This is a genomic window from Pseudomonas sp. PDM01 (assembly GCF_014852325.1).
GTDB lineage: Bacteria > Pseudomonadota > Gammaproteobacteria > Pseudomonadales > Pseudomonadaceae > Aquipseudomonas > Aquipseudomonas migulae.
Genome location: NZ_JACVBK010000004.1, coordinates 476,543 through 499,216, shown reverse-complemented (window position 1 = coordinate 499,216; position 22,674 = coordinate 476,543). Strand labels below are relative to the sequence as shown.

At 60.3% G+C, this 22,674-nt stretch carries 21 protein-coding genes and 1 pseudogene; 14 read left to right on the top strand and 8 right to left on the bottom strand.

Going from position 1 to position 22,674, the window contains the following annotated elements:
- Positions 1–698: 698 nt before the first annotated feature.
- Both IB246_RS12995 and IB246_RS12990 read left to right on the top strand, forming a co-directional pair.
- Positions 699–1,358: a FadR/GntR family transcriptional regulator gene (locus tag IB246_RS12995; protein WP_008026635.1), complete on the top strand. Its 660-nt coding sequence runs from the start codon at positions 699–701 to the stop codon at positions 1,356–1,358.
- Complete coding sequence (locus tag IB246_RS12990; RefSeq protein WP_008042452.1) at positions 1,348–2,655, top strand: CynX/NimT family MFS transporter; 1,308 nt, start codon at positions 1,348–1,350, stop codon at positions 2,653–2,655. Before IB246_RS12995 ends, IB246_RS12990 begins: the two co-directional genes overlap by 11 nt.
- Here the strand turns inward: IB246_RS12990 and IB246_RS12985 are convergent, their stop codons facing one another.
- Complete coding sequence (locus tag IB246_RS12985; RefSeq protein ID WP_008042454.1) at positions 2,656–3,306, bottom strand: DUF1120 domain-containing protein; 651 nt, start codon at positions 3,304–3,306, stop codon at positions 2,656–2,658. It abuts the gene before it with no gap.
- A gap of 59 nt (positions 3,307–3,365) precedes the next feature.
- Between IB246_RS12985 and IB246_RS12980 the strand changes: the two are divergent.
- The 4 genes and pseudogenes from IB246_RS12980 to IB246_RS12965 form a co-directional block, all read left to right on the top strand.
- A pseudogene (locus IB246_RS12980) lies at positions 3,366–3,554 on the top strand (LuxR C-terminal-related transcriptional regulator); the annotation flags it as partial.
- Positions 3,555–3,668: 114 nt separating this feature from the next.
- Positions 3,669–4,139, top strand: a complete 471-nt coding sequence (locus tag IB246_RS12975; RefSeq protein WP_008026662.1) for a nuclear transport factor 2 family protein — start codon at positions 3,669–3,671, stop codon at positions 4,137–4,139.
- 40 nt (positions 4,140–4,179) lie between these two features.
- Positions 4,180–4,500, top strand: a complete 321-nt coding sequence (locus IB246_RS12970; protein WP_008042467.1) for a GIY-YIG nuclease family protein — start codon at positions 4,180–4,182, stop codon at positions 4,498–4,500.
- Positions 4,501–4,588: 88 nt separating this feature from the next.
- Positions 4,589–5,524, top strand: coding sequence for a glutathione S-transferase family protein (locus IB246_RS12965; protein WP_008042469.1), 936 nt, complete (start codon positions 4,589–4,591; stop codon positions 5,522–5,524).
- Positions 5,525–5,673: 149 nt separating this feature from the next.
- Here the strand turns inward: IB246_RS12965 and IB246_RS12960 are convergent, their stop codons facing one another.
- Together IB246_RS12960 and yejK are read right to left on the bottom strand one after the other, a co-directional pair.
- Positions 5,674–6,024, bottom strand: coding sequence for a glutaredoxin family protein (locus IB246_RS12960; protein ID WP_008042471.1), 351 nt, complete (start codon positions 6,022–6,024; stop codon positions 5,674–5,676).
- Positions 6,024–7,028: a nucleoid-associated protein YejK gene (gene yejK / locus IB246_RS12955; protein WP_008026670.1), complete on the bottom strand. Its 1,005-nt coding sequence runs from the start codon at positions 7,026–7,028 to the stop codon at positions 6,024–6,026. The genes IB246_RS12960 and yejK overlap by 1 nt, the downstream gene beginning before the upstream one ends.
- 406 nt (positions 7,029–7,434) lie before the next feature.
- Here yejK and IB246_RS12950 point away from each other — a divergent pair, with 406 nt between their 5' ends.
- A complete protein-coding gene (locus IB246_RS12950; protein ID WP_007905514.1) occupies positions 7,435–7,716 on the top strand; it encodes an HU family DNA-binding protein in 282 nt (93 codons plus the stop codon).
- A gap of 206 nt (positions 7,717–7,922) precedes the next feature.
- Here the strand turns inward: IB246_RS12950 and rlmF are convergent, their stop codons facing one another.
- From rlmF to IB246_RS12925, 5 genes are all read right to left on the bottom strand, one after another.
- Positions 7,923–8,948: a 23S rRNA (adenine(1618)-N(6))-methyltransferase RlmF gene (rlmF, locus tag IB246_RS12945; protein ID WP_008042474.1), complete on the bottom strand. Its 1,026-nt coding sequence runs from the start codon at positions 8,946–8,948 to the stop codon at positions 7,923–7,925.
- Between the two features lie 247 nt (positions 8,949–9,195).
- Positions 9,196–12,042: a valine--tRNA ligase gene (locus tag IB246_RS12940; protein WP_008042478.1), complete on the bottom strand. Its 2,847-nt coding sequence runs from the start codon at positions 12,040–12,042 to the stop codon at positions 9,196–9,198.
- Positions 12,043–12,265: 223 nt separating this feature from the next.
- Positions 12,266–12,655, bottom strand: a complete 390-nt coding sequence (locus tag IB246_RS12935; RefSeq protein ID WP_008042480.1) for a hypothetical protein — start codon at positions 12,653–12,655, stop codon at positions 12,266–12,268.
- 8 nt (positions 12,656–12,663) lie between these two features.
- On the bottom strand, positions 12,664–13,092 hold the full coding sequence (locus IB246_RS12930) for a DNA polymerase III subunit chi (RefSeq protein WP_008026678.1): 429 nt from the start codon (positions 13,090–13,092) through the stop codon (positions 12,664–12,666).
- Between the two features lie 60 nt (positions 13,093–13,152).
- On the bottom strand, positions 13,153–14,643 hold the full coding sequence (locus IB246_RS12925) for a leucyl aminopeptidase (RefSeq protein ID WP_008042481.1): 1,491 nt from the start codon (positions 14,641–14,643) through the stop codon (positions 13,153–13,155).
- Positions 14,644–14,954: 311 nt separating this feature from the next.
- On the opposite strand from IB246_RS12925, the gene lptF reads away from it, so the two are divergent.
- From lptF to recO, 7 genes are all read left to right on the top strand, one after another.
- Entirely contained in the window at positions 14,955–16,073 is a 1,119-nt protein-coding gene (lptF, locus tag IB246_RS12920) for an LPS export ABC transporter permease LptF (RefSeq protein WP_008042482.1), read from the top strand.
- Positions 16,066–17,127 carry an LPS export ABC transporter permease LptG gene (lptG, locus tag IB246_RS12915; protein ID WP_008042483.1) on the top strand — a complete coding sequence of 354 codons (1,062 nt, stop codon included), beginning with the start codon at positions 16,066–16,068 and terminating at the stop codon, positions 17,125–17,127. The genes lptF and lptG overlap by 8 nt, the downstream gene beginning before the upstream one ends.
- A gap of 265 nt (positions 17,128–17,392) precedes the next feature.
- Entirely contained in the window at positions 17,393–19,192 is a 1,800-nt protein-coding gene (lepA, locus tag IB246_RS12910) for a translation elongation factor 4 (RefSeq protein WP_008026688.1), read from the top strand.
- 5 nt (positions 19,193–19,197) lie between these two features.
- On the top strand, positions 19,198–20,052 hold the full coding sequence (gene lepB, locus IB246_RS12905) for a signal peptidase I (RefSeq protein ID WP_008026689.1): 855 nt from the start codon (positions 19,198–19,200) through the stop codon (positions 20,050–20,052).
- A gap of 184 nt (positions 20,053–20,236) precedes the next feature.
- Positions 20,237–20,926, top strand: a complete 690-nt coding sequence (gene rnc, locus IB246_RS12900; protein ID WP_032828632.1) for a ribonuclease III — start codon at positions 20,237–20,239, stop codon at positions 20,924–20,926.
- Positions 20,919–21,821, top strand: a complete 903-nt coding sequence (gene era, locus IB246_RS12895; protein WP_008026691.1) for a GTPase Era — start codon at positions 20,919–20,921, stop codon at positions 21,819–21,821. The genes rnc and era overlap by 8 nt, the downstream gene beginning before the upstream one ends.
- 159 nt (positions 21,822–21,980) lie before the next feature.
- Complete coding sequence (gene recO / locus IB246_RS12890; protein WP_008042484.1) at positions 21,981–22,664, top strand: DNA repair protein RecO; 684 nt, start codon at positions 21,981–21,983, stop codon at positions 22,662–22,664.
- Positions 22,665–22,674: the final 10 nt, after the last annotated feature.

Sequence of the window (22,674 nt, the reverse complement as noted above, 5' to 3'; positions counted from 1 at the left end):
TTGTAGGAGCCGGCTTGCCGGCGATGGCGGTGGTTCGGGCGACATCCATGTGGGATGCCAGACCGAATCGCCAGCAAGCCGGCTCCTACAGGGTTTGTGTCGTGTGCGAGATGGCGAGCCGGGCGCGGAATTGTAGGAGCCGGCTTGCTGGCGATAGCGGAGGGTCAGGCGACATCCATGTTGGATGTCAGACCGAATCGCCAGCAAGCCGGCTCCTACAGGGTTTGCGCGATGCACGAGATGGCGAGCCGGGCGCGGAATTGTAGGAGCCGGCTTGCCGGCGATAGCGGTGGGTCAGGCGACGTCCATGTTGGATGTCAGACCGAATCGCCAGCAAGCCGGCTCCTACAGGGGGTGTGTCGTGTGCGAGATGGCGAGCCGAACGCGGAATTGTAGGAGCCGGCTTGCTGGCGATAGCGGTGGGTCAGGCGACATCCATGTTGGATGTCAGACCGAATCGCCAGCAAGCCTGCTCCTACAGGGTTTGTGTAATGTGCGAGATGGCGAGCCGGGCGCGGAATTGTAGGAGCCGGCTTGCCGGCGATGGCGGAGGGTCAGGCGACATCCATGTGGGATGCCAGACCGAATCGCCGGCAAGCCGGCTCCTACAGGGTTTGTGTAAACCGTTTGCCCTGTGGGGCGATGCTGACTAACATGTCAGAAAATTCATCCTATGATTGGATGAAAGGGCGAATCCTATGTCAGACATGTCTCCACTCATTAAACGTTCCCTGGTTGATCAGGCTCTGGACCAGTTGCGCCTGCGTATCACCGAAGGCGTCTGGTCTGTCGGTCAGCGCCTGCCCACCGAGCCTGAGCTGTCTGCCGAATTGGGCATCAGCCGCAACACTGTCCGCGAAGCCATGCGCGTGTTGGCGTTTTCCGGTTTGATCGAAATCCGTCAGGGCGATGGCAGCTATCTGCGGGCGGTGATCGATCCGCTGGACACCCTGAAAGCGTTGTCGCGCTGCTCGCTTGAGCAGGCCAGGGAAACCCGGCACATCCTTGAAGTCGAGGCCATCGGCCTTGCCGCGCTGCGCAGGACCGACGAAGACCTCGTGGCCTTGCGCGAAGCGCTCAACGTCAGCGGCGATCACTACCACGGCGATCTCGACAGCTACATCGCCTGCGACCTGGTGTTTCACCGTCGTCTGGTTGACGCCGCGCACAACCCCACCCTCAGCGAGTTGTATCGCTATTTCTCCAGCGTCGTCGGTGCACAACTGCGCCAGACCTTGAGCATCACGCCACGCCGCCAGGAAGTGTTCGACCTGCATATCGAATTGCTCGATGCCGTCGAGCAACGCGACCCGGAACGCGCGAAAGCCTTGTCGAGGCAGTTGATCAATGAACCTTGAAACCGAGAACGCCATGTCCAGCAGCCACAGCACGATCACCGAAGCCAAACGCACGGCGGAGCTCGAAGAGCTGCTGATCGACGCCGAGGCCGATGACGAACAGGTCCAGCAAAGTCAGCCAATCCTGCGTCGCCCGTGGCTGTTGTTGCTGGGGCTGATTCTGGTCGCGCTGAACTTGCGTCCGGCGCTGTCGAGCATGGCGCCGATGCTCAGCGAGGTCTCGAAAAGCTTGGGCCTGTCGGCGGCGCAGGCCGGTTTGCTGACGACGTTGCCAGTGCTGTGCCTCGGTCTTTTTGCGCCGTTGGCGCCGATTCTGGCGCGACGTTTCGGCGCTGAGCGCGTGGTGTTGGGCATCCTTCTGACATTGGCCGGCGGGATCATTCTGCGCAGTTCGTTCGGTGAAATCGGCTTGTTTGGCGGCAGCGTGCTGGCCGGCGCGAGCATCGGCGTGATCGGCGTTTTGCTGCCAGGCATCGTCAAACGCGACTTCGCCAAACACGCCGGGACCATGACCGGCGTCTACACCATGGCCCTGTGCCTGGGGGCGGCGATGGCGGCGGGCGCGACCGTGCCGTTGAGCGAACACTTCGACAAGAGCTGGGCATTGGGGCTGGGCTTCTGGGTGATTCCGGCACTGGTGGCGGTGATGTTCTGGTTGCCGCAAGTCGGTCAGAAACACGGCTCCCACAACGTGGCTTACCGGGTACGCGGTCTGTTGCGTGACCCGTTGGCCTGGCAAGTGACCTTGTACATGGGCCTGCAATCGTCCTTGGCGTACATCGTGTTCGGCTGGTTGCCATCGATCCTGATCGGTCGCGGCCTGACGCCGACCCAGGCCGGTCTGGTGCTGTCGGGTTCGGTGATCGTTCAACTCGCCAGTTCGCTGGCCGCACCGTGGCTGGCGACGCGCGGCAAGGATCAGCGTCTGGCGATCGTCATCGTCATGGCGCTGACCCTCGGCGGTCTGTTCGGTTGCCTTTATGCACCCATCGAAGGCCTGTGGGGCTGGGCGATCCTGCTCGGCCTGGGGCAGGGCGGAACGTTCAGCCTGGCGTTGACCCTGATTGTTTTGCGCTCGCGGGACTCGCACGTGGCGGCCAACCTGTCGAGCATGGCCCAGGGCTTCGGTTACACCCTGGCGTCCATGGGGCCGTTCGCGGTCGGCATCGTGCATGACTGGACCGGTGGCTGGAACGCCGTGGGCTGGATCTTCGCGGTGATCGGCCTCGGCGCCATCCTTGCCGGCCTCGGTGCCGGGCGTTCGCTGTACGTGCAGGTGGTCAGCGAAAAGGTCTGACTACAGGTAAACAACGTCCAGCGTTGCCGAACCGTCGAGTTGCACCTCAGCGCTGAGATCCAGCTCGGAGGTGGGCGCGATGACCGTTTCGACCGTCACCCGGCTGGTCAGCGTGCGGATGGCAATCGGGCCGGCGCTGCTCCCGGCAATGTCAGTGAATCCGAGATAACTTCGGGCGCCAATCGGAATGGCCTGGCTGTTCGACGAACTCCAGGCCTTGCCGCCCGTAGTGGAGTCGGTTCGATAGACCTGCGTCAGGTCGTCCACCACGGTGCTGGCCGGATCGAAGTTCAGTGAATACAAGCCGATTTTATTTTGGCTGTGGTCGTGGTTCAGGCCGTAGTAAATCTCACTGTTGACGATCGCCGAGCCGTCGCGGTTGTCGCGCATCAGCAAGGCAAAACGCGCGGGCGCATTGCACTGAATTGTGAGGTCGAGCGTCTGGTCGCGCAGTCGCGTGCGTTTGTCGACGCTGAGGTCCTGCCGGGAGATTTTTCCGTAGTCGACGAGGCCGTTGTTGGACAGCATCGGTGTGCAGGCGAGCGGGGTGAGGGTGCCTTTGACGGTCAGGTCAACGGTGGACGCCGCGAAGCTGTGTTGGGTGGTGCTGATGAGCAAGGTTGTCGCAAGGACAGCGAAGTAATGATTCATTTGTGAAAGTCCTTTTCATTGATTTTATTCTGCCTGTGCCGGGAGTCTGCGGAGCTGCACTGTCGGCAAAAGAGCACGAGGTGGTGAGAATGCTCGCCAGCGGAATGACCGTCAGTGAAATCGCCGGCTACTTCAAACGCAGCGTATCGACCATCAGCAAACAGAAAAACATGGCCATGCAGCGGCTGGGCATTTCCACGGATGTGGACCTGTTTGCGTATGCCCGTGAGAGTGGCATGGTGCATTAGGCTTCGGCACACCTGAGGGTATTCCCGCCACGAATGCCGGTAGTGTTCCGTTCATTAGTTGACTATCGTGCAGGCAATTCTACGAAACCCGTTTTCAAACCAGGGAGCTTGCCCATGAGTGATGCCCACAACGCCTTGATCACCCGATTCTATGAGGCCTTCCAGCGCCTGGATGCCGAGGCCATGAGCGCCTGCTACACCGACGACGTGGTGTTCAGTGATCCGGCATTTGGCGAATTGCGCGGGCGCGATGCGGGCGACATGTGGCGCATGCTCACCACCCGGGCCAAGGACTTTTCCCTGACTTTCGATAACGTGCGCAGCGATGATCGCAGCGGCGGCGCGCATTGGGTGGCGACGTACCTGTTCAGCCAGACCGGCAATACCGTGGTCAACGATATTCAGGCGCGTTTTGTGTTTCGCGATGGCAAGATCTGCGAGCATCACGACCGTTTTGATCTGTGGACCTGGTCGCGTCAGGCGCTGGGGTTCAAGGGCCTGCTGCTGGGCTGGACGCCGCTGGTGAGAAACGCCGTTCGCGCTCAGGCCTTGAAGGGGCTGAAGGCATTTCAGGCCAGTCGCTGATAAGATCGCGGCTTGTTTTCTTTCAAGCCATGATCGTCACGTGAACACGCCGAGCGAACCCGCCGCCATTGCCGCCGAACCGACGCTGCCCGTCAGCAAACCCTGGTTCGTCTACCTCGTTCGCGCGGCCAACGGTTCGCTCTACTGCGGGATCAGCGACGATCCCGTCCGCCGCTTCGCCACTCACCAGAGCGGCAAAGGCGCGCGGTTCTTCCTTTCCAGCCCGGCGGTGGCCTTGGTCTACACCGAAGTCTGCCGCGACAAAAGCGAAGCGCTGCGCCAGGAACGGCTGATCAAAAAACTCAAGAAAAGCGCCAAGGAATGTCTGGTGGCGACCTTTGCTGCGGGCTTATCAATCTGATTGATCAGTTCCCATCAGGCAGATCTGTAGGCTGCTCGCGGATTGCGCGCTAAGCTGCAGATTCCTGATTCGTGCGGCGGAGCCGAGCATGTCCGAGTTGATTCTTCATCATTACCCGACGTCCCCTTTCGCCGAAAAGGCCCGCCTGCTGCTGGGCTTCAAGGGCCTGTCCTGGCGCTCGGTGAAGATCTCGCCGGTGATGCCAAAACCCGATCTGACGGCTTTGACCGGTGGCTATCGCAAGACGCCGGTGTTGCAGATTGGTGCGGATATTTATTGCGACACGTCGCTGATCGCCCGTCGACTGGAGCAGGAAAAAGCCTTGCCGGCGTTCTTCCCGGAAGGTCAGGAAATGATCGCCGCGAGCTTCGCCGCGTGGGCCGATTCGGTGGTGTTCCAGCATGCCGTAAGCCTGGTGTTTCAGCCTGCGTCGGTCGCGGTGCGTTTCGGTCATTTGCCTCCGGAAGCAATCAAGGCGTTCCTCGCCGATCGCGCCAGTTTTTTCAGCGGTGGCAGTGCGACAAAGTTGTCGGCCGAACAGGCGCGGCATCAATGGCCGACGATCATGACACGCCTGGAGCAACAGCTGCAGCGCGAGCAGGGCGACTTTCTGTTCGGTGAACCGTCGATTGCCGACTTCGCCCTGGCTCATTCGCTGTGGTTCCTGAAAGCGACACCGGTGACTGCACCGCTGGTCGATGCGTACCCGGCGGTTGCCGCGTGGCATGCACGGGTCTTGGGCTTTGGGCATGGTGCGTTCAGCGAGATGACATCCGAGGAGGCGCTGGCGGTGGCGCGTAATGCCACGCCTGCCGCATTGCCGGATGAGCAGTTCGAAGAGCCGAACGGGTTAGAGGCGGGTCAGCAGGTGGCTATCACGGCGACCGATTACGGTGTTGATCCGGTGGCCGGGGAGTTGCTGTTTGCCGGGCGTGAGGAATTGATTCTGCGCCGTGAAGACGAGCGTGGCGGGGTGGTGCATGTGCACTTTCCGCGGTTCGGGTTTCGTATTGAAAAACGCTGACCGGTCCTGCTTGGTTTCCGGACAACTACGCAATCCCCTGTAGGAGCCGGCTTGCCGGCGATGGCGGTGGTTCTGTCAACCTATTCATCGACTGAACGGACGCTATCGCCGGCAAGCCGGCTCCTACAAGGGGGTGTGGGGCCGGAGAGTTACTTCAGGGCCGCGAGGATGGTATCTGGGTCATACCCGCGAATCAGCGTTCCGTTGACGTCGATGATCGGAATCCCGCCGCCACCCAACGCTTCATAAGCCTTGCGCGCCTCGGCGTCTTTCTCGATGTCGAATTCCTTGTACGGAATGCCTTTCTGATCAAGAAAGCGCCGGGTCAGTTTGCAGTAACCACACCACTCGGTGGCGTAGAGCACGACGTTAGCCTTGGCCTGAGTCTGTTCCGACACCACCTGCGATGGGTTGAACACCCGCTCGATCTTGCCCCAGTTCTGATAAACCACGACCACCAGCAGGATCAGCAGGAATTTCTTCAGCACGCTGCCCAGCATCAGTTGCGTCGCTTGAGCTGGTCAGTCAGCTGAGTCGGCAGGCCTTTGATGATCAGCGTGCCGGCTTCTTCGTCGTACTCGATCTTCGAGCCCAGCAGGTGCGCTTCGAAGCTGATCGACAGACCTTCGGCGCGACCGGTAAAGCGGCGGAATTGGTTCAGGGTGCGTTTATCCGCCGGGATCTCTGGCGAAAGCCCGTAGTCCTTGTTGCGAATGTGATCGTAGAAAGCTTTCGGACGCTCTTCGTCGATCAGCTCGGAGAGTTCTTCCAGGCCCATGGGCTCGCCCATTTTTGCCTGGCTGCTGGCGTAATCCACCAGGGTCTTGGTTTTTTCGCGGGCGGACTCTTCCGGCAAATCTTCGCTTTCCACGAAGTCGCTGAACGCCTTGAGCAGCGTGCGTGTTTCGCCCGGGCCGTCGACGCCTTCCTGGCAGCCGATGAAGTCGCGGAAATACTCCGAAACCTTTTTGCCGTTCTTGCCTTTGATGAACGAAATGTACTGCTTGGACTGTTTGTTGTTCTGCCACTCGGAGACGTTGATTCGCGCTGCGAGGTGCAACTGGCCCAGGTCGAGGTGGCGGGACGGGGTCACGTCCAGCTGATCGGTCACGGCAACACCTTCACTGTGGTGCAGCAGCGCGATCGCCAGGTAATCGGTCATGCCCTGCTGGTAATGCGCAAACAGCACGTGGCCGCCCACGGAGAGGTTCGACTCTTCCATCAGCTTCTGCAGGTGCTCCACCGCCACGCGGCTGAACGCCGTGAAGTCCTTGCCGCCGTCGAGGTATTCCTTCAGCCAGCCGCTGAACGGGTGCGCCCCGGATTCGGCATGGAAGAAACCCCAGGCCTTGCCTTGTTTGGCGTTGTAGCTCTCGTTGAGGTCGGCAAGCATGTTCTCGATGGCGCTCGACTCGGCCAGTTCAGAGTCGCGAGCGTGGAGAACTGCGGGCGTGCCGTCGGGTTTTTTGTCGATCAGGTGGACGATGCAATGACGGATCGGCATGGGCTTCTCGGCTGTTTGATACGGCTGGTTGGAGAGAGCAGGGCAGGCTCCCAAAAAAGTGCCAAGTGTACCGCAACCGCTGGTTTTGGCGTGGTGCGAAGGGCAATTCGTAGCCGACCGACGGCCCTTATGCAGTTTTTTCCTGTTTTAGAGCAATAAAGCTGACCAAATGGGTAGCTAGAGGCGGATATTTCCCCGTCTCTGTGCTAGTTTTGCCCGGTCTTACGCGAAGTCACTGCGTTAAGCGTGCATTCAGCATTTGTCAGGTCGAACCAAACCCTGATTTCGGTATCTATAACCCCGATCCCGTGGTTATTGGCCGAGGGTGCCAGATCCAGAAGATCGGGCTCGATGGCTGACACTGCACTCTGCAATCCATATGAATTTGATAGGGAAGGAACACTACATGGCTCTTACTAAAGACCAACTGATCGCCGACATCGCTGAAGCTATCGACGCGCCAAAAACCACCGCGCGTAACGCTCTGGACCAACTGGGCCAAATCGTTGCCGATCAGCTGGAAAACGGCGGCGAAATCACTCTGCCAGGTATCGGCAAGCTGAAAGTGACTGAGCGTCCTGCCCGTACCGGCCGTAACCCTTCGACTGGCGCTGCCATCGAAATCGCTGCCAAGAAAGTTATCAAGCTGGTTGTGGCCAAAGGCCTGACTGACGCTGTTAACAAGTAAGACGCAGTAAAAAAAACCGTGCTCCGGAGTGATCCGGGCACGGTTTTTTTGTGCCTGTGATTTGGCGATTGACCCGCAGACAACACAAAACCAATGTGGGAGTGAGCCTGCTCGCGATTGCGGTGTGTCAGGCAATATTATTGTCACTGACATACCGCCATCGCGAGCAGGCTCGCTCCTACAGTTGATCTCCGTTGGTCAGTTACTCAGCTTTTTTTAACCCAACGCTCGCGCCGCCAGACCTGCTGTTCGGATTTGGTCTGGAAGGTCCACGCAACGAAGCGGCTTTGCTTCTGGCCCTGGGACATTTCCACGACCTGGCTTTCCAGAACCCCGGCCTTTTTCAGCGCCGTCTCAATCGCCGGCAGGTTCGAGGCTTTCGAGACCAGGGTGCTGAACCACAGCACTTTGTGCTGAAAGTGCGCGCTCTCGGCAATCAACTGCGTCACAAAACGGGCTTCGCCACCTTCACACCACAATTCCGCCGACTGACCGCCAAAGTTCAGCACCGGCAGTTTGCGTTTCGGGTCGGCGCGGCCCAGTGCGCGCCATTTGCGCTCGCTGCCTTTGGTCGCTTCGTCCATCGAAGCGTGGAACGGCGGGTTGCACATGGTCAGGTCGAAGCGTTCGCCGGGTTCGAGCAAGCCCAGCAGAATGTGCTTGGGATTGGTCTGCTGGCGCAGCTGGATGGCCTTGTTCAGGCCGTTGGACTGGACGATGGCTTTGGCGGCGGCCACGGCCGTCGGGTCGATTTCCGAACCGAGGAAGTGCCAGCGGTAGTCGCTGTAGCCGATCAGCGGGTAGACGCAGTTGGCGCCCATGCCGATGTCGAGCACCTTGACCGGCGCACCACGCGGGATTTCGCCGTCATTGACGCTGGCCAGCAGGTCGGCCAGGAAGTGCACGTAGTCAGCACGGCCCGGCACCGGCGGGCAGAGGTAATCGGCCGGAATGTCCCAATGGGCGATGCCATAGAACGATTTCAGCAGCGCCCGGTTGAACACCCGCACCGCGTCCGGGCTGGCGAAGTCGATGCTTTCCTTGCCGTACGGGTTGATGATCACGAACTTCGCCAGTTCCGGCGTGGTTTTGATCAGCGCCGGGAAGTCGTAACGACCCTGATGGCGGTTGCGCGGGTGCAAGCTGGCCTTTTCACGCGGTTCCACGGCTTTGGCCGGGGTGGCGGGGTCAGGCTTCTTGCGCGCAGGGCGGGGTGTGCGGGGGGCGGTCATGGGCGTTGTCGATTCGGGTATGGCTGAAAGTGGCGGGTATTGTCCCACAGACCATGACTTGGCGGGGGACCTGTAGGAGCGAGGCTTGCCCGCGAAGAACGATAATGCGGTCTGTCAGGCATGCCGCATCATCGTTCTTTGCGGGCAAGTCGGGTCGCCGCATCGCTCGCTCCTACAGAAAGCAAAAAGTGGCGGGCATAAAAAAGGGAGGCCGTTGCGGGCCTCCCTTTTTCATTGCGATCTGCCGTTACAGGCTGGCAATCCGCGCATGCTGCTCGGCCAGTTTGCCCAAAGCCTGTTCGGCTTCAGCCAGTTTGGCGCGTTCCTTCTCGATGACTTCGGCCGGAGCCTTGTCGACGAAACCGGCGTTGGACAGCTTGCCGCCCACGCGCTGGACTTCGCCCTGCAGACGCAGGATTTCCTTGTCCAGACGGGCCAGTTCGGCGTCCTTGTCGATCAGGCCGGCCATCGGCACCAGCACTTCCATCTCACCCACCAGCGCGGTGGCGGACAGCGGTGCTTCTTCGCCGGCAGCCAACACGGTGATCGATTCGAGACGCGCCAGTTTCTTCAACAGGGCTTCGTTCTCGGTGAGACGACGCTGATCTTCGGCGCTGACGTTTTTCAGGAAAATGTTCAGCGGCTTGCCCGGGCCGATGTTCATCTCGCCACGGATATTGCGCGTGCCGAGCATCAGTTCCTTGAGCCACTCGATGTCGTTCTCGGCCGCCGGATCGATGCGCTCTTCATTGGCCACTGGCCAAGGTTGCAGCATGATCGTCTTGCCTTCGATACCGGCCAGCGGCGCGATGCGCTGCCAGATTTCTTCGGTGATGAACGGCATGAACGGGTGCGCCAGGCGCAACGCGACTTCCAGTACGCGCACCAGCGTGCGACGGGTGCCGCGCTGACGCTCGACCGGTGCGTTTTCGTCCCACAGCACAGGCTTGGACAGTTCCAGGTACCAGTCGCAATACTGGTTCCAGATGAACTCGTATAAGGCTTGTGCCGCGAGGTCGAAGCGGAACTGGTCGAGTTGACGGGTCACTTCGGCTTCGGTGCGTTGCAGCTGCGAGATGATCCAGCGATCCGCCAGGGACAGCTCGTAGGCTTCGCCGTTCTGGCCGCAGTCTTCGCCCTTGTCCAGCACGTAGCGCGCGGCGTTCCAGATCTTGTTGCAGAAGTTGCGATAGCCTTCGACGCGGCCCATGTCGAACTTGATGTCGCGACCGGTGGACGCCAGCGAGCAGAAGGTGAAGCGCAGGGCGTCGGTGCCGTAGCTGGCGATGCCGTCGGCGAACTCGTCGCGGGTCTGCTTCTCGATCTTCTTCGCCAGTTTCGGCTGCATCATGCCGGAGGTGCGTTTCTGCACCAGGTCTTCCAGCTCGATACCGTCGATGATGTCCAGCGGGTCCAGGACGTTGCCCTTGGACTTGGACATTTTCTGGCCCTGGCCGTCTCGCACCAGACCGTGAACGTAAACGGTCTTGAACGGAACCTGCGGCGTGCCGTCTTCGTTTTTCACCAGGTGCATGGTGAGCATGATCATCCGGGCAACCCAGAAGAAAATGATGTCGAAGCCAGTCACCAACACGTCGGTGGAGTGGAATTTCTTCAGGAATTCGGTCTGCTCAGGCCAGCCGAGCGTCGAGAATGTCCACAGGCCCGAACTGAACCAGGTGTCGAGAACGTCGTTGTCCTGTTGCAGCGCAACGTCCGGACCGAGGTTGTGCTTGGCACGCACTTCGGCTTCGTCGCGACCGACGTAGACTTTGCCCGACTCGTCGTACCAGGCCGGAATCCGGTGGCCCCACCACAGTTGACGGCTGATGCACCAATCCTGGATGTCGCGCATCCACGAGAAGTACATGTTTTCGTACTGTTTAGGCACGAACTGGATACGGCCGTCTTCAACAGCGGCAATCGCCGGTTCAGCCAAAGGCTTGGTGGACACGTACCACTGGTCGGTCAGCCACGGCTCGATGATGGTGCCGGAACGGTCGCCTTTCGGCACTTTCAACGCGTGATCGTTGACGCTGACCAACAGGTCGGCAGCGTCGAACGCAGCAACGATTTGTTTGCGCGCTTCGAAGCGGTCGAGGCCGACGTATTCAGCCGGGATCTTGCCGTCGATGCTTTCGTTCAGCGTGCCGTCGAGGTTGAACACCTGGCAGGCCGGCAACACGGCAGCGTTCTTGTCGAAGATGTTCAGCAGCGGCAGGTTGTGGCGCTTGCCGACTTCGTAGTCGTTGAAATCGTGGGCCGGGGTGATTTTCACGCAGCCGGTGCCGAATTCAGGGTCGCAGTAATCGTCGGCGATGATCGGGATGCGGCGGCCAACCAGCGGCAGCTCGACAAATTTGCCGATCAGGGCTTTGTAGCGTTCATCGTTCGGGTTAACCGCGACGGCGGCGTCGCCGAGCATGGTTTCCGGGCGAGTGGTCGCGACGATCAGGTAATCATTGCCTTCAGCGGTCTTGGCGCCGTCGGCCAGCGGGTATTTCAGGTTCCACAGGAAACCTTTCTCGTCGTGGTTTTCCACTTCGAGGTCGGAAATTGCCGTGTGCAACTTGGTGTCCCAGTTGACCAGACGCTTGCCGCGATAGATCAGGCCGTCTTCGTGCAGGCGCACGAACGCTTCTTTCACCGCTTCCGAGAGACCGTCGTCCATGGTGAAGCGCTCGCGGCCCCAGTCCACGGACGAGCCGAGACGGCGGATCTGACGGCTGATGTTGCCGCCGGACTGATCCTTCCATTCCCAGACTTTCTCGAGGAATTTTTCACGGCCCAGGTCGTGGCGATTCTGGCCCTGGGCTTCGAGTTGGCGTTCCACCAGCATTTGCGTGGCGATACCGGCGTGGTCGGTGCCCGGCTGCCACAGGGTGTTGCGACCCTGCATGCGGCGGAAACGGATCAGGGCGTCCATGATCGCGTTGTTGAAGCCGTGACCCATGTGCAGGCTGCCGGTGACGTTCGGCGGCGGGATCATGATGGTGTAGGACTCGCCCGCGCCTTGCGGGGCGAAGTAATTCTCAGACTCCCAGGTGTTGTACCAGGAAGTTTCAATGGCGTGCGGCTGGTAGGTCTTATCCATGCGCGGCGGGACCCTATTGGCATTAATTCAGGAAAAGCCGACGAGTATAGCGGGGCATGGGGCGCAGGGCGAGCGGGGGCGGACAGGGCGCAGTATCAAAAAACGCACAAACACCCTGTAGGAGCGAGGCTTGCCCGCGAAGGCGGTGTGTCAGTCAGCATTGATGTATCTGACATATCGCCTTCGCGGGCAAGCCTCGCTCCTACGGGAGGGGGGTGTTCGATTAATCGTTGTACTGGCTTAGCAACCGCTCAAGACGCGCGCTGAGGCGGCGTTTGATTTCGGTTTCGATGTGCGGGGCGAAGTCGTCGATCACGTCTTGCATGATCAGTTGCGCGGCGGCGCGCAGTTCGCTGTCCAGGTGCAGCAGGTCGTCGGGACCTTTGCTGGCAGCGGGTGCCGGTTGCGCGGCAGCGGCGACTGGCGTCGGTGCGACGGTGGGCTGACTGGCGCTGACCGTGTCGAACAACATCGGAATCTGTTCCTGCTCTCCATCGTCGACCGTGTCGGTCAGCAGCGGTGGTTGCAGGTTGTCATCGCCGAGCAATTGGCGGATCGACTCAAGGTCGTCCAGCAGGTGCGCGGACTTTTGCAGCGGTTTTGGAGTGTCCATCGGAATGCTCAGAGTCGCTGTAAACGGTGATCTTGCAGAGGATAGCCCTGTTCGCGGTAGAAACGGAAACTCTCCCGCGCAGCCGTGCGTATCGCCGGATCCTCCACCACCACTTCCGCCACCCGGGCGAATTTGTTGGCAAAGGCCGGGACTTTCAGGTCGAGATTGACCAGCAAATCCTGATGTTGACCGCAGTCATCGCCAAGACCCAGCACAATCAAACCGTCCGGCTCGCTTTCGGCGGGGCCGTGGGGCACGAAGCTTTCGCCCTTGAAGGCCCACAGGCGCGCATCGAGATCGTCACGCTGGGCGGCATCGCTGCAATGCAGGTAGATGCGATGGCCCATGCGCCAGGCTTTATCGGTGAGCTTGCAGGCGAAATCCAGCCGTGCCGAAGGATCGGCGCTGGGCAGGATATAGAAGTCGACTTTGGTCATTGCGGTTCCTGAGCCCCAGGCGACGTCGCCCGAAAGCAACGCCGCCCGAGGTCATCGGTTTCAGGCTTTGGCGCGGTCCAGCAGGTACTGGGTCAGCAATGGAACCGGACGGCCAGTGGCGCCCTTATCCTTGCCGCCGCTGGTCCAGGCGGTACCGGCGATGTCCAGGTGCGCCCAGTTCAGGTTCTTGGTGAAGCGCGACAGGAAGCAGGCAGCGGTGATGGTGCCGGCTTTCGGGCCGCCAATGTTGGCGATGTCGGCGAACGGGCTGTCCAGCTGCTCTTGATACTCGTCGAACAACGGCAGTTGCCAGGCGCGGTCGTCAGCCGATTGGCCGGCGCTCAGCAGTTGGCCGATCAGTTCGTCGTTGTTGCCCAGCAGGCCGGAGGTGTGCGCACCCAATGCAACGACGCAAGCGCCGGTCAGGGTTGCGATGTCGATCACGGCTTGCGGCTTGAAGCGCTCGGAGTAGGTCAGGGCGTCGCACAGCACCAGACGGCCTTCGGCGTCGGTGTTGAGGATTTCTACGGTCTGGCCGCTCATGGTGGTGACGATGTCGCCCGGACGCGAAGCGTTGCCGCTCGGCATGTTCTCGGCGCAGGCCAGGATGCACACCAGATTGATTGGCAGCTTCAGTTCGAGCACGGCACGCAGGGTGCCGAAGACGCTGGCGGCGCCGCCCATGTCGTACTTCATTTCATCCATGCCGGCGCCCGGCTTCAGGCTGATGCCGCCGGTGTCGAAGGTGATGCCTTTGCCGACCAGGGCGTACGGCTTCTCGGATTTCTTGCCACCGTTGTATTGCATGACGATCAGGCGCGGCGGCTGGGCGCTGCCCTGGCCGACGGCGTAGAACGAGCCCATGCCCAGTTCCTTGATTTTCTTCTCATCAAGGACTTCGACTTTCAGGCTTTTGAATTCTTTACCGAGGTTTTTCGCTTGCTCGCCGAGGAACGTCGGGTGGCAGATGTTCGGCGGCAGGTTGCCCAGGTTGCGGGTGAACGCCATGCCGTTGGCGATCGCGGTGGCGTGGGCCACGGCGCGCTCGACTTCAGCCTGGGCCGCCTTGATGGTCACTAGGGTGACTTTCTTCAGGGCGCGAGGTTCGGCTTTCTGGCTCTTGAACTGATCAAAAGTGTATTCGCCGTCCACCAGGGTTTCGGCCAGCAGACGGGTCTTGCCGTAGCTGTCGCGACCCTTGACGATCACTTCGTCCAGCGCCAGCACGGCATCGCTGCCGCCCAGGCCTTTAAGGGTGTTGAGGACGCCGGCGATGATTTTACGGAACGGGCGGTCACCCAGTTCTTCGTCCTTGCCCACGCCGACCAGCAACACGCGCTCGGCTTTCAGGTTCGGCAGGCTGTGCAGCAACAGGCTCTGGCCAACCTTGCCGGCCAGGTCGCCGCGCTTGAGCACTGCGCTGATGGCGCCACCGCTCAGTTCGTCGAGTTGTTTGGCAACGGCGCCGAGCTTGCGGCCTTCGCCGACGGCGACTACCAGGGTGGCGGTTTTCAACGTTTCTGGGTTAACGCTTTTTACAACCAGTTCCATGTCCGGGTCCCTGAATGATGGGTCAACACGCAAGTGCTCGACGACAGACGTTCGAGCCTGCTTATTTATAGAGTGAAAGACGCAAGTCACGGCTTGCGACAAAGGCCGCAGTTTGAACCTCGCTACCGGCGCCTGACAACCCTCGGTTGTACGATCTTCTGCGCTTTGGCCGCCTGCGTAACCATGCGCAGTGACAGGCGCGTCCAATCACAGGATAATGCGCCAACTTTTTTCGGCAGCTCTGTCTTGCGGGCTGCCTGATACGTTTGCTTGTTTGGCCGCCTTAGCCTGACAACCCTGGAGTGTCTGGTTTGATCGTCTTCCGTTACCTATCCCGCGAAGTCCTGTTGACCTTGAGCGCCGTCAGTGCCGTGCTGCTGGTCATCATCATGAGCGGACGCTTCATCAAATACCTCGCCCAGGCGGCGGCTGGCCTTCTGGATCCGGGCTCGCTGTTCCTGATCATGGGCTTTCGCCTGCCAGGCTTTCTGCAACTGATCCTGCCGCTGGGCCTGTTCCTCGGGATCCTGCTGGCCTACGGTCGCCTGTACCTTGAAAGTGAAATGACCGTGCTCTCCGCCACGGGCATGAGCCAACAGCGCCTGTTCACCATGACCCTGTTTCCGGCCACCCTGGTGGCACTGGTGGTGGCATGGTTGAGCCTGAGCCTGGCGCCACAAGGGGCCAATCAGTTTCAGTTACTGCTGAACAAACAAGATGCGCTGACCGAGTTCGATACCCTCGAGCCGGGCCGCTTCCAGGCCCTGCGTGACGGCACCAGGGTGACCTACACCGAAACCCTGTCGGATGACCGCATCCACCTCGGCGGCGTGTTCATTTCGCAAAAGAACGTCTCGTCGGACAAGAAGGATCGCGGGATTTCCGTGCTGGTGGCCGAGAAGGGCCGTCAGGAAATCCGCCCCGACGGTAACCGTTACCTGATTCTCGACAACGGTTATCGCTACGACGGTAACCCGGGGCAGGCCGACTATCGTGCGATCAAGTACGAAGAGTACGGCGTGTTGCTGCCTAAACCGGACGTCAGCGACGAAGTCACCGACCGCGATGCAATGCCCACCAGTTCGTTGCTCGGCAGTGATGACCTGCGTTCGCGCACCGAGCTGCAATGGCGCCTGTCCTTGCCCTTGCTGGTCTTCATCGTGACCCTGATGGCGGTGCCGCTGTCGCGGGTCAATCCGCGCCAGGGTCGTTTCCTCAAGCTGCTGCCGGCGATTCTTCTTTATATGGCTTACCTGAGCATCCTGATTGCCGCTCGCGGCGCCCTCGAAAAGGGCAAGATCCCGCCCGCGCTGGGCTTGTGGTGGGTTCACGCAATCTTCCTGGCCATCGGCCTTGGCTTGCTCTATTGGGAACCCTGGCAGTTGAAGCGTGCGAGTCGCCGCAGCGCGCTGGAGGTGGCCCGTGGTTAAGCTCGATCGCTACATCGGTAGCAGCGTCTTTATCGCGATCCTGGCGGTACTGGGGATTATTCTCGGTCTGGCCACGCTGTTCGCTTTCATCGACGAGATGGGTGAAGTCAGCGATACCTACACCCTGGTCGATGTCTTGAGTTACGTCCTGCTGACTGCGCCGCGTCGTCTTTACGACATGTTGCCGATGGCAGCACTGATCGGCTGCCTGATCGGCCTCGGCAGTCTGGCCAGCCACAGCGAGCTGACCATCATGCGCGCTGCGGGCGTGTCGATCGGCCGGATCGTCTGGGCCGTCATGAAGCCGATGCTGATCCTGATGGTGGTGGGCGTGTTGATTGGCGAGTACATCGCGCCGGCGACCGAAAGCACCGCGCAGGCCAACCGCTCGCTGGCTCAAGGCAGTGGTGATGCGCAAAGCGCCAAGCATGGCCTGTGGCACCGTCAGGGCGAGGAGTTCATCCACGTCAACTCGGTACAACCCAACGGCGTGCTGTACGGCGTGACCCGTTATCGCTTCGACGATCAGCGGCACATGCTGTCCTCGAGCTTCGCCAAACGCGCGAAATTCGACCAGGATCACTGGCAGTTGAGCGATGTCACGACCACGCTGTTCCATGACAAGAGCACCGAAGTGGTCACGGCCCCGGTCGAGCGCTGGAACGTGGCGCTGAGCCCGCAACTGCTGAGCACCGTGGTGATGTCGCCGGATTCGCTGTCGATCACCGGCCTGTGGAGTTACATCCACTACCTGGCGGATCAGGGGTTGAACAATGGCCGCTACTGGTTGGCATTTTGGGTCAAGGTGTTGCAGCCGCTGGTCACTGCCGCCCTGGTACTGATGGCGATCTCCTTCATCTTCGGTCCGCTGCGCTCGGTTACCCTCGGTCAGCGGGTATTCACCGGCGTGCTGGTGGGCTTCACCTTCCGCATCGTCCAGGACCTGCTGGGGCCTTCGAGCCTGGTGTTCGGGTTCTCGCCGCTGTTTGCGGTGCTGGTGCCGGCGGGTGTGTGTGCCCTGGCAGGTGTCTACCTCCTGCGCCGAGCCGGTTGAAACACACGAACCTGTAGGAGCCGGCTTGGTGCGGGCGGCGTTCCGACGATAGCGCATCACCGCGGTCATCCAGACCCACTGCGGCGCCCCCATCGCCAGCAAGCCGGCTCCTACAAAAGCCTTCAAAAACGCCCCTGTCGCAAGACCGGGGCGTTTTTTGTAGGTGCCGTCTGACCTGCGAACGTGACGCTTGCGCCGTGGATCAGGTACAATTCCCGGCTATTTTTCGGCGGGCCATGCCTGCAGCCTTTTTGAGTGTTGATCCGTGAGTGATTTGAGTCATATCCGCAATTTCTCCATCATCGCCCACATTGACCATGGCAAGTCGACGCTGGCCGATCGCTTCATCCAGATGTGCGGCGGCCTTGCCGAGCGCGAAATGGAAGCCCAGGTGCTGGACTCCATGGACCTGGAACGTGAACGCGGGATCACCATCAAGGCCCATAGCGTCACCCTCTATTACACCGCTCGCGATGGCATCAAGTACCAGCTGAACTTCATTGACACCCCGGGCCACGTTGACTTCACCTACGAAGTCAGCCGGTCGCTGGCGGCCTGTGAAGGTGCCTTGCTGGTGGTCGATGCCGGTCAGGGCGTTGAAGCGCAGTCGGTTGCCAACTGCTACACGGCGATCGAGCAGGGCCTGGAAGTCATGCCGGTCCTGAACAAGATCGACCTGCCACAGGCCGATCCGGACCGCGTCAAGGAAGAAATCGAAAAAATCATCGGCATCGATGCCACCGACGCGGTCACTTGCAGTGCCAAGACCGGTCTGGGCGTCGATGAAGTGTTGGAGCGCCTGGTCACCACCATTCCGGCGCCGACCGGCAACTACGACGATCCGCTGCAAGCGTTGATCATCGACTCCTGGTTCGACAACTACCTGGGCGTTGTGTCCCTGGTGCGCGTGCGCCACGGTCGCGTGAAGAAGGGCGACAAGATCCTGGTCAAGTCCACCGGCAAGATCCATCTGGTGGACAGCGTCGGTGTATTCAACCCGAAACACACCCCTACCGCCGACCTGAAGGCCGGTGAAGTGGGCTTCATTATCGCGAGCATCAAGGACATTCACGGTGCGCCAGTGGGCGACACCCTGACCTTGAGCTCCACCCCCGACGTAGACGTGCTGCCAGGTTTCAAACGCATTCAACCGCAGGTGTACGCCGGCCTGTTCCCGGTCAGCTCCGACGACTTCGAAGATTTCCGTGAAGCCCTGCAAAAGCTCACGCTCAACGACTCGTCGCTGCAGTACACCCCGGAAAGCTCCGACGCCCTGGGCTTCGGCTTCCGTTGCGGGTTCCTCGGCATGCTGCACATGGAAATCATCCAGGAGCGCCTGGAGCGCGAGTACGACCTGGACCTGATCACCACGGCGCCGACGGTAATTTTCGAGCTGTTGCTGAAAACCGGTGAGACGATCTACGTCGATAACCCGTCGAAGCTTCCGGACCTGTCCACGATCGAAGACATGCGCGAGCCGATCGTGCGGGCCAACATTCTTGTGCCGCAAGAACACCTGGGCAACGTTATTACCCTGTGCATCGAGAAGCGTGGCGTGCAGCACGACATGCTGTTCCTTGGCACTCAGGTTCAGGTGACCTACGATTTGCCGATGAACGAAGTGGTCCTGGACTTCTTCGACCGTCTGAAATCCACCAGCCGTGGCTATGCTTCGCTGGATTACCATTTCGATCGTTATCAATCGGCTAATCTGGTGAAACTGGATGTGTTGATCAACGGTGACAAGGTCGACGCCCTGGCGTTGATCGTGCACCGTGACAATGCGAACTACAAAGGTCGCCAGTTGACCGAGAAGATGAAAGAACTGATTCCACGGCAGATGTTCGACGTGGCAATCCAGGCCGCCATTGGCGGTCAGATTGTGGCGCGGACAACCGTCAAGGCACTCAGAAAGAACGTATTGGCCAAATGCTACGGTGGTGACGTCAGCCGTAAGAAAAAGCTGCTGGAAAAGCAAAAGGCCGGTAAGAAACGCATGAAGCAAGTCGGCAACGTGGAAATTCCACAAGAAGCCTTCCTTGCAGTGCTCAGGTTGGATAGTTAGGTCCTATGTCACTAAATTTCCCGCTGTTGCTGGTCATCGCCGTGTTCGTCTGCGGCCTGTTGGCGTTGCTTGATCTGGTTTTCCTGGCGCCGCGTCGGCGTGCCGCCATCGCCTCCTATCAGGGCAGCGTCAGCCAGCCGGATGTGGTGGTGGTCGAGAAGCTGAACAAAGAGCCGCTGCTGGTCGAATACGGCAAGTCGTTCTTCCCGGTGTTGTTCATCGTGCTGGTCCTGCGTTCGTTCCTGGTGGAGCCGTTCCAGATTCCTTCCGGCTCGATGAAACCGACGCTGGATGTCGGCGACTTCATTCTGGTGAGCAAGTTTTCCTACGGGATCCGCCTGCCGGTGATCGACAAGAAAGTCATCGATGTCGGTGATCCGCAGCGCGGCGATGTGATGGTGTTCCGTTACCCGAGTGATCCGAACGTCAACTACATCAAGCGTGTGGTCGGCCTGCCGGGTGACCAGGTTCGCTACACCGCCGACAAGCGCCTGTTCGTCAACGGCGAGTCGATTGCCGAGCAACTGGTCGGCTCCGAGCCGGGCACGCTGGGCAGCGCCGAGCTCTACAAGGAAAAACTCGGCGCCGCCGAGCACTTGATCCGCAAGGAAATGAGCCGTTATCGCGCATCGCCTGACCATACGTGGACCGTGCCTGCCGGGCATTACTTCATGATGGGCGACAACCGCGACAACTCGAACGACAGTCGTTACTGGGATGATCCGACTATTCCCAAGGATCTGCTGGGCATGGTTCCCGACAAGAATATCGTCGGCAAGGCCTTCGCAGTCTGGATGAGCTGGCCGGAACCCAAACTCAGTCACCTGCCGAATTTCTCGCGGGTTGGCCTGATCAAGTAATCACACACGGCGCTGTTGAACACAGCGCCGAATGCATTTCTGGAACTGCCACAATCGGCGCCAGACGCATGAAAACAATGATATTCAGGACGTAATTTTTGAACACAGCGTTAATTGTCCCAAGCCTGCGCCGCACCACGGCGATGGCGGTGGAATCCAGCCACGAACTCAGCGTGGGTAAACCGTGAGCGTCTCCTTAAGCCGTCTAGAGCGTCAGCTCGGCTACACCTTCAAGGATCAGGAACTGATGGTCCTGGCCCTGACTCACCGCAGCTTTGCCGGGCGCAACAACGAACGCCTGGAATTCCTCGGTGATGCCATCCTCAACTTCGTCGCTGGCGAGGCGCTGTTCGATCGCTTCCCGCTGGCCCGCGAAGGCCAGTTGTCGCGTTTGCGCGCACGTCTGGTGAAAGGTGAGACTCTGGCTGTACTGGCCCGCGGTTTCGATCTGGGTGATTACTTGCGTCTGGGTTCCGGCGAGTTGAAAAGCGGCGGTTTCCGTCGCGAGTCGATTCTGGCCGATGCCCTGGAAGCGCTGATCGGTGCGATCTACCTGGACGCCGGCATGGACGTGGCGCGCGAGCGCGTGTTGGCCTGGCTGGCCGGCGAGTTCGAAGGCCTGACACTGGTCGACACCAACAAAGATCCAAAAACCCGCCTGCAGGAATTCCTGCAGTCCCGTGGTTGTGAGCTGCCGCGTTACGAAGTGGTGGATATCCAGGGTGAGCCGCATTGCCGGACGTTCTTCGTCGAATGCGAAATCACCTTACTGAATGAAAAAAGCCGAGGTCAGGGTGTGAGTCGTCGTATTGCCGAACAGGTAGCGGCCGCCGCAGCACTGATAGCCCTGGGTGTGGAGAATGGCAATGACTGATTCAACCGCAACACGCTGTGGCTATGTTGCCATCGTCGGCCGTCCCAACGTGGGCAAGTCCACGCTGCTGAACCACATCCTCGGCCAGAAGCTGGCGATCACTTCGCGCAAGCCTCAGACCACCCGCCACAACATGCTGGGCATCAAGACCGAAGGCGCCGTCCAGGCGATCTACGTCGACACCCCGGGCATGCACAAGGGCGGCGAAAAGGCCTTGAACCGCTACATGAACAAGACCGCTTCGGCGGCGTTGAAAGACGTCGACGTGGTGATCTTCGTGGTGGATCGCACCAAGTGGACCGACGAAGACCAGATGGTGCTCGAGCGCGTCCAGTACGTGACCGGCCCACTGATCGTGGCGCTGAACAAGACCGACCGCATCGAAGACAAAGCCGAGCTGATGCCGCACCTGACCTGGTTGCAGGAACAGCTGCCGAACGCGCAGATCATGCCGATCTCGGCCCAGCACGGGCATAACCTCGACACGCTGGAGCGAGTGATCGCCGAGCACCTGCCGGAAAACGATCACTTCTTCCCGGAAGACCAGATCACCGACCGCAGCAGCCGCTTCCTCGCCGCTGAACTGGTGCGTGAGAAAATCATGCGTCAGCTGGGCGCCGAGCTGCCATACCAGATCACCGTGGAAATCGAAGAGTTCAAGCAGCAGGGGAAAACCCTGCACATTCATGCGTTGATCCTCGTCGAACGTGACGGCCAGAAGAAAATCATCATTGGCGACAAGGGCGAGCGCATCAAGCGCATCGGCACCGAGGCGCGCAAGGACATGGAGCTGCTGTTCGACTCCAAGATCATGCTCAACCTTTGGGTCAAAGTGAAAGGCGGCTGGTCCGACGATGAGCGCGCATTGCGTTCGCTGGGTTACGGCGACCTGTAAACCTGAGCCCAGGTGATAAAACTGTGGGAGCGAGCCTGCTCGCGATAGCGGTCTGTCAGTCAACAATTTTGTTGAATGTCAGTCCCTCATCGCGAGCAGGCTCGCTCCCACAGTGGTTTTGGGGTGTTAGTAAAATCGCGATCCGTCATTGAGAGCACCATGTCCCAGCCCATCGGCCAACCCGCCTACGTCCTCCACTCCCGCGCCTACCGCGAAAACAGCGCACTGGTGGATTTCCTCACGCCGCAAGGTCGGCTGCGGGCGGTGTTGCGCAGTGCGCGGGGCAAGGCCGGGACGTTGGCGCGGCCGTTCGTGCCGCTGGAAGTCGAGTTCCGGGGGCGGGGCGAACTGAAGAATGTCGGGCGCATGGAAAGTGCCGGTACGTCGACATGGCTCATCGGTGAGGCGCTGTTCAGCGGGCTTTACCTCAATGAGCTACTGATTCGCCTGTTGCCATCAGAAGATCCCCATCCCGCTGTCTTCGATCACTACGCCGCGACTTTGCTTGCGCTGGCCGAAGGCCGTCCGCTGGAGCCGCTGCTGCGTTCCTTCGAATGGCGCTTGCTCGACGATCTCGGTTACGGCTTCGCGCTGAACACCGACATCCACGGCGAACCCATCGCGCCGGATGGTCTGTATCGTCTACAGGTGGATGCCGGCCTGGAACGGGTCTACCTGCTGCAACCCGGTCTGTTCAACGGCACCGAGTTGCTGGCCATGGCCGACGCCGACTGGTCTGCTCCCGGCGCGTTGTCCGCCGCCAAGCGTTTGATGCGCCAGGCATTGGCCGTTCACCTGGGCGGTCGTCCCCTGGTTTCCAGAGAGTTGTTTCGAAAGCCGTAGGGGCTTGATC